This is a genomic window from Arthrobacter sp. YAF34 (genome assembly GCF_052113245.1).
In the GTDB taxonomy this organism is placed as follows: Bacteria; Actinomycetota; Actinomycetes; order Actinomycetales; family Micrococcaceae; genus Arthrobacter.
This window is the reverse complement of the sequence record NZ_JBFRCV010000009.1, coordinates 1-14,801: the sequence shown is the minus strand read 5'-3', so window position 1 is coordinate 14,801 and position 14,801 is coordinate 1. Positions and strand designations below refer to the sequence as shown.

At 63.9% G+C, this 14,801-nt stretch carries 15 protein-coding genes; 7 read left to right on the top strand and 8 right to left on the bottom strand.

Annotated elements, in window-relative coordinates; translation table 11 throughout:
- Window positions 1-204: 204 nt before the first annotated feature.
- Together AB4Y72_RS12215 and AB4Y72_RS12210 are read left to right on the top strand one after the other, a co-directional pair.
- Window positions 205-867, top strand: a complete 663-nt coding sequence (locus AB4Y72_RS12215) for a dihydrofolate reductase family protein (RefSeq protein ID WP_441426432.1) — start codon at window positions 205-207, stop codon at window positions 865-867.
- A 659-nt stretch (window positions 868-1,526) separates the two neighbouring features.
- Complete coding sequence (locus AB4Y72_RS12210; protein WP_441426431.1) at window positions 1,527-2,549, top strand: LLM class flavin-dependent oxidoreductase; 1,023 nt, start codon at window positions 1,527-1,529, stop codon at window positions 2,547-2,549.
- 87 nt (window positions 2,550-2,636) lie between these two features.
- On the opposite strand, the gene AB4Y72_RS12205 is transcribed toward AB4Y72_RS12210, so the two are convergent.
- The 3 genes from AB4Y72_RS12205 to AB4Y72_RS12195 all read right to left on the bottom strand — a co-directional run bounded on the left by AB4Y72_RS12205 (window position 2,637) and on the right by AB4Y72_RS12195 (window position 4,996).
- Window positions 2,637-3,200, bottom strand: a complete 564-nt coding sequence (locus AB4Y72_RS12205; protein ID WP_441426430.1) for a DoxX family protein — start codon at window positions 3,198-3,200, stop codon at window positions 2,637-2,639.
- Between the two features lie 287 nt (window positions 3,201-3,487).
- Window positions 3,488-4,294: an SGNH/GDSL hydrolase family protein gene (locus tag AB4Y72_RS12200; RefSeq protein ID WP_441426429.1), complete on the bottom strand. Its 807-nt coding sequence runs from the start codon at window positions 4,292-4,294 to the stop codon at window positions 3,488-3,490.
- A gap of 108 nt (window positions 4,295-4,402) precedes the next feature.
- On the bottom strand, window positions 4,403-4,996 hold the full coding sequence (locus AB4Y72_RS12195; protein ID WP_441426428.1) for a TetR/AcrR family transcriptional regulator: 594 nt from the start codon (window positions 4,994-4,996) through the stop codon (window positions 4,403-4,405).
- A gap of 81 nt (window positions 4,997-5,077) precedes the next feature.
- Between AB4Y72_RS12195 and AB4Y72_RS12190 the strand changes: the two genes are divergently transcribed.
- The 4 genes from AB4Y72_RS12190 (at window position 5,078) to AB4Y72_RS12175 (ending at window position 7,907) form a co-directional block, all read left to right on the top strand.
- Complete coding sequence (locus AB4Y72_RS12190) at window positions 5,078-5,407, top strand: hypothetical protein (protein ID WP_441426427.1); 330 nt, start codon at window positions 5,078-5,080, stop codon at window positions 5,405-5,407.
- Window positions 5,407-6,042: an alpha/beta hydrolase fold domain-containing protein gene (locus AB4Y72_RS12185; RefSeq protein ID WP_441426426.1), complete on the top strand. Its 636-nt coding sequence runs from the start codon at window positions 5,407-5,409 to the stop codon at window positions 6,040-6,042. The genes AB4Y72_RS12190 and AB4Y72_RS12185 overlap by 1 nt, the downstream gene beginning before the upstream one ends.
- A gap of 120 nt (window positions 6,043-6,162) precedes the next feature.
- Entirely contained in the window at window positions 6,163-6,990 is an 828-nt protein-coding gene (locus AB4Y72_RS12180; protein WP_441426425.1) for an SDR family NAD(P)-dependent oxidoreductase, read from the top strand.
- Between the two features lie 284 nt (window positions 6,991-7,274).
- Complete coding sequence (locus AB4Y72_RS12175; RefSeq protein ID WP_441426424.1) at window positions 7,275-7,907, top strand: CG0192-related protein; 633 nt, start codon at window positions 7,275-7,277, stop codon at window positions 7,905-7,907.
- 1,096 nt (window positions 7,908-9,003) lie between these two features.
- Here the strand turns inward: AB4Y72_RS12175 and AB4Y72_RS12170 are convergent.
- From AB4Y72_RS12170 to AB4Y72_RS12155, 4 genes are all read right to left on the bottom strand, one after another.
- The gene (locus tag AB4Y72_RS12170; protein ID WP_441426423.1) at window positions 9,004-9,393 is read right to left on the bottom strand and encodes a DMP19 family protein; all 390 of its coding nucleotides are present in this window, start codon (window positions 9,391-9,393) and stop codon (window positions 9,004-9,006) included.
- A gap of 254 nt (window positions 9,394-9,647) precedes the next feature.
- Window positions 9,648-10,565 carry a hypothetical protein gene (locus AB4Y72_RS12165; protein WP_441426422.1) on the bottom strand — a complete coding sequence of 306 codons (918 nt, stop codon included), beginning with the start codon at window positions 10,563-10,565 and terminating at the stop codon, window positions 9,648-9,650.
- A gap of 965 nt (window positions 10,566-11,530) precedes the next feature.
- On the bottom strand, window positions 11,531-12,106 hold the full coding sequence (locus AB4Y72_RS12160; protein ID WP_441426421.1) for a hypothetical protein: 576 nt from the start codon (window positions 12,104-12,106) through the stop codon (window positions 11,531-11,533).
- Between the two features lie 186 nt (window positions 12,107-12,292).
- Window positions 12,293-12,901 (bottom strand): hypothetical protein, encoded by a 609-nt coding sequence (locus AB4Y72_RS12155; RefSeq protein WP_441426420.1) that lies wholly within the window; start codon window positions 12,899-12,901, stop codon window positions 12,293-12,295.
- 131 nt (window positions 12,902-13,032) lie between these two features.
- Here AB4Y72_RS12155 and AB4Y72_RS12150 point away from each other — a divergent pair, with 131 nt between their 5' ends.
- Window positions 13,033-13,383 carry a hypothetical protein gene (locus AB4Y72_RS12150; protein ID WP_441426419.1) on the top strand — a complete coding sequence of 117 codons (351 nt, stop codon included), beginning with the start codon at window positions 13,033-13,035 and terminating at the stop codon, window positions 13,381-13,383.
- A 14-nt stretch (window positions 13,384-13,397) separates the two neighbouring features.
- Here the strand turns inward: AB4Y72_RS12150 and AB4Y72_RS12145 are convergent, their stop codons facing one another.
- Window positions 13,398-14,690: an ISL3 family transposase gene (locus AB4Y72_RS12145; protein ID WP_441426418.1), complete on the bottom strand. Its 1,293-nt coding sequence runs from the start codon at window positions 14,688-14,690 to the stop codon at window positions 13,398-13,400.
- Window positions 14,691-14,801 lie beyond the last annotated feature (111 nt).

The following is a 14,801-nucleotide window of genomic DNA, read 5'->3' as shown; positions in this document are numbered from 1 at the left end:
GAAACGCCCACGCTTACCCTGGCGGGCCCGGATGAAGTGGGCCGCCGAGCCGGCCGCGGCTCCGGCACCATGCACTTCCCTGAACTGCTTGCAGGCTACTAGCAGCCTGCGTTACGTTCGGCGCAGCGATTGCAGACTGCAAACGGGTGAGGTGGCCCGTGTCGCGCGTAGCCTCCGACGCCCCGACCACGCCTAAGGAGCCCGATGTCACTCGTTCGCGTTCATAACTTCTCCGTCTCGCTCGATGGATTCGGTACCGGTGAGTGGCAGGAGATGGACGCACCTTTCGGGCACGCCGGGATGCGCCTGGTCGAGTGGGCTCTTCCAACACGCACGTTTAGGCAGATGGGCCCCCCAGGCGAGGGGGAGGGCTCCACTGGAATCGACGAGACCTTCGCAAGCCGATGGGCCTCCGGGATCGGCGTGGAGATCATGGGCCGCAACAAGTTCGGGCCTCAGCGCGGCCCGTGGGCTGACGAGGAGTGGCAGGGCTGGTGGGGCGACAACCCGCCCTTCCACACACCGGTGATCGTCCTCACCCACCACCCACGGCCGCCACAGACCATGAACGGCGGCACCGTCTTCCACTTTGTGGACGCCAAACCCGCCGAGGCACTCGAACGGGCACGCGCCCTCGCCGGCGACCTCGACGTGCGAATCGGCGGTGGCGTCACCACGATCCGCCAGTTCCTCGAGGCCGACCTGATCGACCAGATGCACATCGTTCTTGTCCCGATCTTTCTCGGCCGCGGCGAACGACTCTGGGGCGGCCTCGAAGGACTCGAGCAACGCTTCGACATTGAAGCGGCACCCTCACCCAGCGGTGTCATTCACCTGACCTTCGCCCGACGCGACCGAGTCGTCTAGCTGCCGGGAGATGCGACGGCATTCGACTGCGCACGCTAGCGATGGTGGAGAACTCAGCCGTCACGAACGACCGCTCGTGCGACCGCCCACACGCCTAATCTCCAGCTCCGTCGGTCCTTTCGCGTGATCCGTGGCCGCGATCTGCGTATCGGAATCAGCGTCTGTGGAAGGGACATGTTGACCGTCGCCGACACGCACTCGAGCATCTCAAATACGATCGATTTGTGAGACAAGCGGGCGGCTCGCCCGGCCTGCGGGAGTTCCCGCCCGATAAAGGACGGCAGCTGTCTCGAAATGCCGTCCAACAACAGGCAGTCTCACAACAGCGAGTTGTTCGGGATTAAGAAATCGTGGCGACGGCTGGTGGCTGTGATCGGGTACGCAGGGCACGGGGGTGCCGGCGGCGGTTCACGAAGCCTTCGACTTCCTTGAGACGGGCATACGGACCGGCGGGACGCCGGAACCCTTGCATGAACTGCCGCGCGTCGTCTGACTGGAAACCGCGGCCCTGAACGATTCGCTGCCCCTGTGCGACTGTAAGGGAGGCGACGGACGGTCCGCATCTCCGGTCGTTGCGGAGGCGGCCCGTGCCGCGGGAGGGGGTGCGAGGCTGAGGCCCCGCGGGAATAAGAACCCCCGCCAAGAGGTTGCTTTGTGGTGTGAAAAACATCGGATTCCTGTCCTTCGGCCATTGGACCGATCACCCGGAGTCCGGCACGCGCAACGCGTCGGATGCGCTATTGCAGGCGATCGACCTCGCGGTCGCGTCCGAGGAGCTGGGGGCGGACGGCGCCTACTTCCGCGTCCACCACTTTGCGCAGCAATACGCCTCCCCGTTCCCGCTCGTCGCTGCGATCGGGGCACGGACAAGCCGCATTGAGATCGGTACCGGCGTGATCGACATGCGCTACGAGAACCCGCTCTATATGGCGGAGGACGCCGGCGCTGCCGATCTGATCTCGGGCGGCCGGCTGCAGCTGGGCATCAGCAGGGGTTCACCCGAGCAGGTCATCGATGGGTGGCGTCACTTCGGCTTCGCCCCCGACGAGGGTGAGTCGGACGCCGATATGGGCCGCAGGCACACCGAGCGCCTGCTCGAGGTGCTCACTGGCGAGGGCTTCGCGGCGCCGAGTCCCCGCCCGATGTTCCCGAACCCTCCGGGCCTGCTGCGTGTGGAGCCGCACTCGGAGGGCCTGCGCGAGCGCATCTGGTGGGGTTCCGGCTCGAACGCCACGGCCATCTGGGCGGCGAAGCTCGGCATGAATCTGCAGAGCTCCACGCTCAAGGATGATGAGAGCGGCAAGCCCTTCCACGTCCAGCAGGCCGAGCAGATCGAGCTCTACCGGCAGGCCTGGAAGGAGGCGGGGCACGAGCGGGAGCCGCGCGTCTCGGTCAGCCGCAGCATCTTCGCACTGACGGACGAGCGCGACTGGCAATACTTCGGCCGCGACCGCCACAGCTCCGACCAGGTGGGCAACATCGACGAGAAAACGCGCGCGGTCTTTGGCCGGTCCTACGCGGGTGCCCCGGACGAGCTGGCCGCGAAGCTGGCCGAGGACGAGGCGATCGCCACGGCAGACACCCTACTGCTCACGGTCCCGAACCAGCTCGGTGTCGACTACAACGCCCACGTCATCGAGTCGATCCTGAAGTATGTGGCACCGCAGCTCGGCTGGCGCTGACCCCGTGGCAGATTTCCCCCTGGGAAACTGCTTACGTAGTGGCTTGGTTGGCCAATGCATGGGTGGCCAGGGCGTGTCGGGATGGGTTTAGCCTTCTTCCGCCGGGGATCCGGAATCCGATGCCACCGTGTCGTTGGCCAGGGCTTTACGCCGGCGGTAGATCTGGATCCCGATGGCTGCCGGTATCACGGCTAAGGCAGCCGCCCGCATCCAGGACCGGTCCAGGACATGACCGGTCAGCGAGTCCAGGGAGAAGGGGCCGGGCCCTCCGATGGTGAACGATGCTGCCGCCAGGCCCAGCACCGCGGGGTACTCAAGGCCGCCCTCTGCGGCGAAGAAGCCCTTAGGGGCATGGACGCTGGCCGCGACGCCCATCGTGGTGGCAGCGGCGGCGCCGGCGGCCGGAGTGGCTAGCCCCAGGGCCAGGGCAACGCCGGCTCCTGCTTCACCCACGCCTGCGAGGATGGCGCTGGGTTTTGCCGGGCGGAAGCCCATGGCGTGCATGCCCTTGCTGGTGCCTTCGATGCCTCCTCCGCCGAACCAGCCGAAGAGTTTTTGGGATCCGTGAGCGATGAGCACGCCTCCGAGGGCGACCCGGAACAGGGTCTGTGCGGCGGCGGCAGCTTCAGGGCTGGTCTTTGCGTGGCGCATAGGGTCCTCCTTGTATGGGCCGGCGCTCCTTTGTCCGGCACGATTCTACGCCGGCGGGACGAACGGGGCACGGGAAGGAACGTTCAGGAAGATTCTTCTCCCGCCGCAGGCGGTTCCAGGAGTAGCAGGTACTGCAAGACAACGTGCAGCGACAGGACAGCGCGGGTTAGGCGCGGCTGGCGTGTGGACTTGATCGCTGTTTGTCGGCGTTCTGTGATCGCTATGTGGCGCGCACGCACCGGCCTCGCGTAAAGGTCGCTCAGTGCAACACTCAGGTGGTGGCGGAGTCAACCGTGGAAAGAGGTTGCATGGGCTAATTGTTGCGCCAGGGCGGCGGCGATCGCTGACATTCCGGCGCCGTTGGGGTGAAACGACGAGCCGGTTTTCTCGAGCGCAGGCTGGAAGTCGAATATCCAGGGCTCTGCCGATCCGAGGCCGTGGTCCACGCTCAGCTTCGAGGCTTGCAGCAATTCGGCGCCGGATCGGTCGGCTGCGATTTCGTAGCCGCGGACCAGGGCTTCCTGGATGCGCAGGAAGGTTGCCGTGTCGGCGGGCGAGAACGGCCAAGGCTGGGGGTGGTCTTGTCCGTCAATCACGGTCAGGTAGTCCACCAGAACGATGCGGGCATGTCTTGCGCGGGCACGGACTTCGTTCACGATCTTGGCGAGTCCGTGCGCTACCGCGTCAATGCTTTGTTCGGTTGGCTCGGGAATGCCGGCGGGTAAGCCTTGGGAGAGCATGGTGACCATCGGGCTGCCGGGCTGGAACCGTGACCAGGCGGCGTAGAGCATGGACCCGGCGAACTGAAGGTCGTTTCCGCCGGCGGTCACGGTGACGAGGTCGGTGTCGGCGTGCACGCCGTCGATCTGCGGTGGAAACTCGACTCCGGCCATGGTCAGCTGTGGTGTGTCGAGGATGGTGGCTGTCGTCGCGCCGGAGACGGACAGGTCAACCAGGTTCGCGCCGAGGCGATCTGCCAGCAGGTGGGCGTAGTTGCGGGAGGAACGCATCGCGTTCGCGTCTTCGACCGGCTCGATTCCTGGACCGGCTGCGAACGAGCTGCCCAGGGCTACGATCTTCCGGTACTTACTCATGAGCTGATCCTCTCGGAGCGGCTGTGGGGACTCGGGACCCAGTCGGTCGCGCGGGTGCGTTGCTTGCTGTTCTCTGCAAGGAAGTGTTCTTACTCTCTGCCTGCCCGCTCATCCCGATATGCCGGATCGTAGGACTGCGATGACTGCAGGGATCCTGGCGACGTCCTGGCGGGTCGCGCCCACGTACACGATGATCGCCATCAGCAGATCGATCGTCGCTGGCAGGTCAGCGCTTTCCGAGATCTGCCCGGCGTTGACGGCCTCGACAAGGCGCGCGTGGATGTCTGTTAGCGCGGGGCGACCGAATGCCTCAGAGAGTTGCGCGCCGAGCGCTGGGTCGGTCGCGCTGATCGCGGTCGAGGTGCGCAGCACCTCACCGTAGGGTCCGCGCATCGCGGCGGATACCAGACCGAGCCAGGCCTCGAGGTCTGCCCAGACGTCCGAGGTGTGCGGGACCGGGTTGCGGGGCACGTTGAGGTATCCGCCGAGGATCGCGTCGGCGACGACCGCTGACTTCGTGGGCCACCACCGGTACAGGGTCCGTTTGGCGACCCCGCTGCCGGTAACGATCGCCTCCATCGTCAGGGCGTCATATCCGCGCTCGGTGAACAATGCTGCCGCGACGGTAAGAATCTTCTCCCGGATATCAGGATCCCGTGGACGTCCCCGCTTCGGCGACGAAAGAACTTCCGATGCGCTCATAAAGCCGATGCTAACACCCACCCCTTGCATTTAGGAGACGATGCGTATTCAATTGGCCGTGTCCACGTCGAAGGAGATGTCATGATCGGACCGATCAACCCCCCGCCCGCTCCCAGCTTCCTCAGTGCTGCCGCCCGCGCAGGATTGGAAGTGCCCATTGTCCGAATGCCGAACCCCGCTTTGGATGACGCCGCGGGGTGGACGGCGATGGTTGAACAGAGCGACGCTATGATCGCCCGGATGTTGGGTGGAATGTCGTTGCCGATGGCCTCGGAGCTGCAGCAGATCGGCGGGGTCCCCACGCACGTCGTGACGCCGGATGGCGCACCGACCGGCGATGATTCACCCGTCTTCCTCAGCATCCATGGCGGCGGCTTGATCATGGGGGGGGCGGCGACCTCACCCGGGTGATGACCGAGATCAGTGCGCTGAGCGCACCTGTCGTGCATTGGGCGCCGGATTACCGGATGCCGCCGACGCATCCGTTCCCGGCTGCGCTGGATGATGTCGTAGCGGTGTACAAGGCCCTGCTCGAGGTGCGTGACCCGGCGCAGATCATTGTGGGTGGAGGCTCGGCTGGCGGCAACCTCGCGGCCGCGCTGCTGCTGCGCGCCAAAGCGGAGGGTCTGCCGATGCCTGCCGGGCTCGTTCTGCTCACCCCCGAGGTGGATCTCACCGAGTCCGGCGACAGCTTCGTCACCCTCGCCGACGTCAGCGTCGGGCTGCAGAGCCTCCGCGACGCCAACCTCCTCTACGCCGGCGGCCACGACCTGAGCGACCCCTACCTTTCGCCGCTGTTCGGCGACGTGACCGGGTTCCCGCCCACGCTACTCATCTCCGGTACCCGGGATCTGTTCCTGTCCAACACGGTCCGCATGCATCGCAAGCTCCGCGAGTCTGGCGTGGAAGCAGACCTGCACATCTTCGACGCCCGGCCGCACGCTGGCTACGGCAACGCGCCCGAAGAAGCGGCCGTGTCCGCCGAGACTGCGGCGTTCGTGAGCAAGCACCTTTCGCCCGCCAAATACCTCTCGCCCGCGGGGTAAGCCATACGGCGGAGGTCCCTGCACCCCCGACATGTCGTGCAGGGACCTTTCCTTCCAGCCCGCAACCGCGCGGCGACACCCGCCGCGCGGACCATTTCGAACACCTCCCAGGAGAACTGCATGACCCAGACAGCCGTCATTACCGGAGGAACCGGAGGAATGGGGTTCGCTACCGCACGGATTCTCGGTCGGGACCATCGCATCGTGATCGCCGACCTCGATCAAGGCCGCATCAACCAGGCGGTCAGCGATCTGGCCGGGCACGACATCGACGCCGCCGGTTTCGTCTGCGACATCACCGATCGATCCTCCGTGAACCGCCTCTTCGAGAGCGCCGAAGAGGGCGGCCATCACGTCCGTGCGGTCGTGCACACCGCTGGTATCAGCCCGCAGATGGGAACGCCCGACCGGATCGCGCGCATCAACGGCATCGGCACGGTCAACGTCACTCAAGCATTCCTGGAGCGCGCATCGGAGGGCGGCGTACTGGTCAACGTCGCCTCCACCGCTGGCCACGGGCTACCCAAAGTATTCATCCCGTTCCGAAGCTTCCCGCTCGCACAGACCGATCCCGCCGCGTTCGAACGCGTCATCGTCAAACGCGCCCGCGTCTTCGGCAAGAAGCTGCACGCCGGCGTCGCCTACGGTCTCAGCAAGGCATTCGTGATCTGGTACACCCGCTCACTCGCGGGCGCGTTCGGCAGCAAAGGCGCCCGCATCGTCTCGGTGTCCCCTGGAAGCTTCGACACCGCGATGGGACAACTCGAAAAAGACCACGGCGCGTCCGAATTCCTGAAAGTCTCCGCAATCAAACGCTTCGGACAACCCGAAGAGATCGCCGCCGTCCTCGCCTTCTGTGCCGGTGAAGCCCCTGGCTACCTCACCGGCACCGACATCCTCGTCGACGGAGGTACACGCGCCGGGCAGGAGTTCAGAAAGACGCACTGAACCCGGTCGACGTTCAGCGGTCAGGTCCTGTTCGTTGGTAGATACCGGGCGTAGCCGATGATGTGCGCCGTCATCGGCGCAGCCGTAGCGGTTGAGTGACCTAAGCGGGACAGTTTTGCGGGCCGGGTATACGCGAATCTCGGATCCCAGCATCTATATGGGAATTTTAGCGGTGGGGGAGCGGGTCGAGGGTGTCGCGGTGGGGGACCGACTTACGCGCAAGTATTGGGCGGGAGTGTGCGGAGTATTATTCCCCTCATTTCGCCCGCCCTTAGGCTGAACCTATGGCTATTGTTCACAGAGCTACTCTGACTCCATCGAAAATGGAGCTCCTCAAACAGTGGCTACCAAACCAACTGTGGTTCAGGGGCAACGGGTCGACGAACTTGGCGCGTGTCGGCTCCTTCAGGTTTGACGATCCGGACGGTGAGGTCGGCATCGAAACTATTCTCGTTGCGAGCGAAGGTGCGGTTTTTCAGGTTCCGCTGACATACCGGGGTTCGCCTCTTCAAGGTGCCGACCTGTGCCTGGTCGGCACTATGGAGCACTCTTTTCTCGGAACGAGATGGATTTACGACGCTACGGGTGACCCCGTCTATGCGTCCGCTTTGGCCGCCACCATCTTGACCGGCCAGCCACAGGCCCCCCAATCCTTCGAGGTCGATGGGAAGCTTGAATTGATTCCCGAGGCCGTGCATCTGCGGAGTACGGGGACGCCCGACACCAAAGTTCCTGTCATCGGCTTAGCGGTTCCCGACACCGCGGGTGACGTGACAACCATCCACGCCAAGGACCTGGAGCTGTCGGTTCGTCGGGCACTTGATCTCGTCGAAAGTTCCCTTCCGGAGAGGACGCTCACAGCCACTTGGGACGAACAACTCACACCAGTGCACCTCGCATCGGTGGTCCGGATATGAAAGGCGGGTGATTGCCCGCTAAAGGATCCTTTACCGGACGCTGAAGCGGCCCAGGATGAGCGCACAGCTTGAGGCCTGCCAATTGGAGCCGTCGGCTGCGAACGAGACGACCGGTCTGAAGCACGTTTTGCCGTTACTGGTTCCATAATCAAGGCATGGACAGAAAGCAGCTCGAACTTACCCTCGCAGCAGAAGGTTTCCCACCGGATTCGTGCGTCGTGCACGGCAGTGACCGGAACGACACATTGAACATCGAACAGCAAGGCAGAAAGTTCCTCGTCTATTACACCGAGCGGGGGTCCCGAATCGACGAACACGAGTTTCCGTCGGAAGCTGAAGCGTGTGAGTACTTCTTAGAATTAATGAGAAGCGCCTACCCAAGGGCCAAACGCTCCAGGCTAACTCCGCCGAGTCCGTAAACGACTGTGGGAATATGGCCGCCGTCTTATTGACGGATTCCACGAGGGTGACCCATATTATCTGCTGCAAACGCCCGGAGGAGGATCCTTCACCTGGAGAATACTTGAGGGTGGTCGGTTGAAATCAGGGAGCCACCGCCGACGTTCACTAGCGGGTGATAATCAGACAGTGATGCAACTAGAGTTTTGGCCGGACTATGGTCCGGGTCCACTGTGGGAGCAAGGAAAACCTGCGGATCTGCGATCTCTGGGGCTCCCGCGCGAGCTTGCCGAGCAACTCACGTCTTGGAACTCTCAATACGAAGAGGACAAGCTCCCTCTCGAAGGGCCGGGAGACGATGGCTGGGTCGCGGAAGGAGCGCATCTTCTTCGCCAGGTTCGTCTTGCCCTGGGAGCTGGCTACAACGTCGTTGTCACTGAGCCGTGGTGGGGAGAAGTTCCGGTCTGAGATTGCGGAGGGGAACCCAGCGCCAAGCCGAACCACGGTTGCAGTCGAGCCTCGGACCCGAGCTCCAAGGAATTCGTCAAGGACGATGATTCGACAGGCAGTTCTCACAACTCAGTAGGCAGCGATCACAGAACGACGGTCTGCATTCTCCCGGTCCACAGTGTCCGTTCAACGATCCGCGTGCGAGACGCCTCGACACAACCGCCTAACCCATCTTGAACATGGTGAGTCACGCCGGCGAGAAAGCCTCGGGCATTTCGACGAGCCGCACCCGAAATGCTGATTCCAAGGCAGCGTCCGATGGGAGAAGGCTGTTGTATCTTTCGTCGGCTGACCACTCGAGCTGCTCGGCCCGCTCGTCGTCGTCTAGTGCGCCGGCATCGATTTCGGTTCGCACGTCTGCGATGATCTTGGCCGCCGGTTCAAGGCCCAGCCAGACAAACGCGGCCTGAGCCGCCTGAAGCAACTCAGTTGTTCGGCGTTCCACAGCATCTAGCACACCCCCATTCATCGCCGATGAGTGGAACGTCAACGCGGCGGCCAACGCGATGTCTCCCGCGCGTTCATGCGTGCGCCCAAGCTCAAGTGATCGATTCCAGATGCGATCTGCTTCATCCATGGGCTAACTCTCAATCGAGAACGTGGAGCATGTCAATCTCGAGATTCCACCAATCAGCCAAAATGTCCCATCAAAGAAGTGCGGGTGTCCGCTTAAGGATCCTTCACCGGACGCTAAGTTGGCGATGATGACCCAGTCGAGCCGCGATACGCAAAAAGGGCTACAACTGCAGCGTTCTTGACCAGACGCCACACTGGTGCAGCGGGAGTCGCTAGGCACCGGACTGCGACCTCCTCGGGGAGTAGGTCTGGGCGTTATAGACCGATGGCGCGGAGTTGGAAGTCGTTGGGAACCGAGAAGCTTACGAGGCGGAGCCGGTTCTCGCCTTTGACGGACACTGCGGCGTGTGCCGCTCCGTCGGCGAGAAGGGCAAAGTCGAGCTTATCGCCGGGCTTTGGCTTCGGCCGTGGGCCTCCGTCCGTGAAGTCCATGGTGAAGATGCGGTCGTTCCCAGTGGTGTCCTGGGCTTCCAAATATAGTGTCGTTCCGCTCTTGGACTGGGTCCGGCCGCGGACGGTGGCGATCAGTTCCCGCCATGCTCCTCCTGTGGCGAACAGGCGCCTTGTGTTGCGGTAGGACAATGCCGATAACAGCACGAATAGCCCCAGGATCCCGGCCATGATGGCGGCAAAGATGGCTATGCCCTTCCATTCGTTCTCCCGGGGGTACCCGTGTCCGAGGACGGCGATGTCACCCGGGTTGTCGGGGTTGAGCGCGAGCTGGACGTGCGTGCCGCACGGAAGGGCTGCCTTACAGGCGCCGCCGGATTCGGCGGTGGCGTGCTGCTGTTGACCGCCCAGGGCGTAGGCGATGCCGAGTGTGCAGTAGTCGCTGCCTTTGTAGCGGGTGGGCTGCTGGCTCGTCACGGTGCCGCCCGTGCGGACGGACCCGGCGCTGAAGGGTGCCAGTGCTGCACCGAGTGCGAACCCGGCGGCGATCACCACAGCGGTGAGGGCAGCAGCAAACACCGCCACGGTCAGGCGCATCCTTCGACGCAGGGAACTGCCCAGCCAAGCCGGTGCCTGCTGCGCCAGGTACGGGCTGGCCTTCAGACGCAACCCGTCGGGCAGGGCGAAAGACCCGGGCTCCTCGCCACCGACCGTTTCGCGCGACGACGGCAGTGCCTCGCCGACGTGCTCAACGGGCACATCGTTCCCCTGCTGATCCTTCATTCCCCACCTCGCGTAGACCCACGGGCAGTCTATTCCACGGTGCCGGGGCCCGGCGGGGCACGCTGCGCCCCGCCGGGGACGGCCGCTGCCCGCCTTCGAGCGCATGGATCGGTATTTCCCGGTGGGTCGGCAATCGTGACTGACACTTTCGGTTTATTAACTAACTGGTAGGTTGTCGGAATTGGGTGCGCAGTGGGCGCTCCGCGCGCTGAAACGGACTTCCCTGATGAGTGGTTACCACCCGCAGAAAAATGACCTGCCGCAATCGCACCGGCCGATGATGGCGCTCTCTTTCCCGGAAATTAAGCGCCTACGCTCGCTGCGGACCACGGCCGGGATATGGCGGATTCTCATAGCCGCAGCAGTCGCCCTCTCGGCAGCGGGCTGCACCTATGCCGCACCGGCAGCCCCGCCCGGCAACCCAACCCCGGCGGCGTCTGGAGCGTCGGCTCCCGGTCCGGCTTCGACCTCAGCGGCCGCCTCGTGGGCTGCCCCCTCGTCAGGCCGGTTCATTAGCCAGGGCGCCCGGACTGTCGGGGTCGTGCGCATCGCGAGGACGTCAACGGGTGCCACCCTCACACTGGAGGGCGTTTCGACAACCCCGAACCCGGATTTGAAGATCATCCTCAATGAAGGAGCCCTGTCCAAGGACACATCGGGGGACATGGTAGTCGAAGACCCGAAGGTCTTAGACATCGGTGGCCAGTTGAAACCCGGTCCCGGCTCCCAAAGATTCGACCTGCCCCCGTCCCCGCCCTTCACAATCCGAAGCGTCACGATCATGGACCCGCGTACGCACATCGCTTACGGGACAGCCGAGCTGACCCCGGATCCGACCCTCAGGTAACCGCCGCTTAGCACAACAGGCGTTTGACGATGTGGCGTCCTGCGTGTGCTCAATGCGGAGTGCTTATAGCGGGCCGTCGGGGTGCCGCCTTTCTTACTGTCGTCGGATCTGGGCGACCTCAGGCTCTCGAACCGAGAGGGATACCCGTGACTCTGCTGAAGTCCTCGGCATTTTCAATGGAGATGCAGGCCTCCGCACCACCCGAAAACGACAGCGTGAGCATGCCTTTTCGGCCAATGCTGCGGAACTCATGCAGGTCCGCAGCATCATCGATGCTCCATTGGATGGGCCGGGACAGGGACGAGGAGCCCCGGGTTTTGCGGAACTGCCAGGTCAAAATACCGTCCTGAAAGGTGATGGTTCCTGGCAGCATTACATTGCCGCCCCGAACCGTGGTCCCGTACAGAACCGACGCTGACGAGGGTTCGACGTATGCCGTCCAGGCCGGCACGGCACCCCTAGAACGCCTCAGTTCCTCACGGGCGCGCCGCCTGGCTGCCCTCTGCGCCGCTGTCAGAAAGAGGATGACCAGGGCCGCGGGAAGGAGGAGCCAGGCCCACGGCATGGAAGGCCGGATTGGCGAAGGAGAGGCCCACGCCACATAGCCGAAGAGCAGGTAAAGAATCCCCAGAACCGATATCCCGGCGACGGAAAATGATTCACGTCCCTCCGTGTTCATCCCGCTACGTCGCATGGCGTTAGGCTACCGGGTTCCCGCCGTCTGAATCGGGATGCTGCAGGAGAAAACGATGCGCCCCCATTGATCAACGAGCACGGTGAAGGATCCCTCTGCGGGACGCTATCGATACCACTCGGCGTGCAGGTTCGTGCATGCAGTGGTCGCACCAATAGCCTGCCCTGTACGGGCCGCGGGCTTGAGTTATTCGGCCCAGATGCTCCGGACGTTTTCCTGAGCGGTGATCAGCGGTGTCGTTTCGATGGTGATCGACCCTTCATTGAACCCTAGGGCGGCCCAGTCATAAACCAGACGCAGCGAACCGGCCTGCGGCGCCGGCCACAACCAGGCGTTCATTCGATAGTCGTAGTTCTCGTCCGAGCCTCCGCCCCCGCTTCCGCTCATGGACAGCTGCGGGCCCTGTGGTTCCGCTCCGTGGAGCGGATAGCGGTGAGCCATGACGCCGCCGATGGCCTTGGATCCGTCAGGCAGTTCCACTCCCACCCGGAGGGATCCTTCGGCAGTTCCTCTGCGGAACGGACGGCGCGGTTGGAGATTATCCATCAGATCAAACCACTGCTGGTCAGTCATCTCGGCCTGACGGCTGGCGCGGACGGAGAAAGCGAACACGCAGCCCGCGCGGTACACGTCGACGCGACGCAGGCACAAGGCGGCACCAGGCCGGCGGGCAAGAACTGTCGTCACCGGGACCGGAACAGGCAACTCATTCTCCGGCGGACGTACCCAGATCGGCGTTTCTACTCGTGCAGGACACGGATCTGCCGGCCGCTCAACCTCCGGAAAGAATGACATGGCCCTCACTTTCCCACCCAGCCGGTGGACATGTCGAGCCTGCCCAAGGGGATCGGCTTACGGACGTCGCTTCGAGCCTCCCAATAGAGCAATCCAACGCCCCTTACACGATCTGAGCGATGATTGTGCCCATGACATCAGATCTTGATTGGACGCGCTTCCATAGGGCCTTCGGGGAGGACCCCGGCGTGCTCCCTGATGGCGAGGTACTCGGGAGTGCAGAACATGACTGGGATGCAGTGTTTGAGATGTTGCACCGCAGCGGCTGGAGACTGACAACCAGTGATGGCCATTCACCCCTGCCGCCCAACAGACACGGTCTTGCCGAATTTGAGAGCTTTGCTGTCTGGCCCGTCGATGGAGTACGCGTCAACTTCTTCCCCAATCCGGACGCGGTGATTTTCGACATCGACCTACGGGAACTCGTCAACCAGGCAGCAGCAGACGGCATAGCGGCTCTTCGCGGTTCATGGGGAAATTGATTCCCGGATGAGTGTCATGCCGCCGTCCGGACGGCACTTCTCATGAGAATAACCGATTTGTAGTTGCCRGGGTTCCGGTAGCCGCGGGCGGTTCGTTTGATGTGCTTGATGCCGGTGTTGTTGGCTTCGACCTTGCCGGTGGTGGCGCCGGTGACGATGAGGACTTCGATCTCGTTCCACCACCGGCAGACCGTGCGGTAGAGCTTGTTGGTCTCCGGCCTTCCGGCGGCCTCAACGAGGGCCTTGAGGTCCTCTTTCGCCGCGGCGGCGTCAGCCAGCGAGTCGGTGCGCAGCAGCACCCTGAGCTGTTCYTTGACCTTCCAGACGGCCTGGAGCTTGCCGGTGGCGTCGTCGGCGGCGAAGACCTCGGCCAGGCGGTGGGCCGCGGTGTCMGAGAGCTTGTCGCCGGCGCGCAGGAGCAGCATCCGGTGGGCCCAGGCCTTGTCGATGCCGCGGCCGCGGCGGCCCTTGACCTGCTGGGAGAGGTTCTGCCGGGCCTCTGTCACCGCCTGGTTGGCCAGGGACACCAGATGGAAGTGATCGACCGCGACAGCGGTGCGGGGAAGCCACATCCTCAACGCTTTCCGGAACGCGGCCGAGGGGTCGATCGCAACGACCTGCACGCCCAGCCGCCACTGAAGCGGCCGGGCGAAGAGCCAGTCGCCAACGCCCTTGTGGTCCCGGCCGTCGACCACGCCCAGGACCTGCCCGGTGTCCAGATCCACGATGGTGGTCATCCACGGCTCATGCCGGATCCACGACGTGGAGTCCGGGTCACGGAAATACCGCACGGACCGGAACCGGTGTTCGTCGATGCCCAGCATGCGCGGGCTGAGCTCATCCACGTCCGGCAGCGTGAGAAGACAGGCTTCGGTCAGCGCGGCACGGACCATCCACCAGGACACCGCGAACGCCGCGGCCGTCTCGGACACGGCCCGGCCGGAACTGATGACCGCATCAACGACGTGGTCCCGGAGCCGGCCGGTGGACCGGGCRCGSCGCGGGACCTGGGCRGTGGATTCAAAGAACGAGAGCCGCGGRCAGGCCCGTTCCTCGCAATGCCAGCGGTACTTGGACCAGAGCACCTCCACAGCGCCGGCGACAGGGATGTCCCGGATCCGCTGGAAGCGCCGTTCCTTCCGCCGCGTCGCGACAACACCGCAGCTCGGGCAGCCCGGTGGCTGGTCTGTTTCAACGATGATCCGCCGCCGGCCATCAGCCAGCACGGTGGCCGAAATGACGCGGTAGTCRGGCAGATTGAAGATGCTGGTGGCAGCGTCAGGCGCCGCCCCGGTAGGCTCAGTCAAGGCTCGTGGTCCTGTTCCTGGTTGAATGCTAGACACACTCATCCCAGCAGGGCCACGGGCCCCTTCTTTAGCTACGACACGGAATCAATTCCCCACAAACCACGAAGAGCC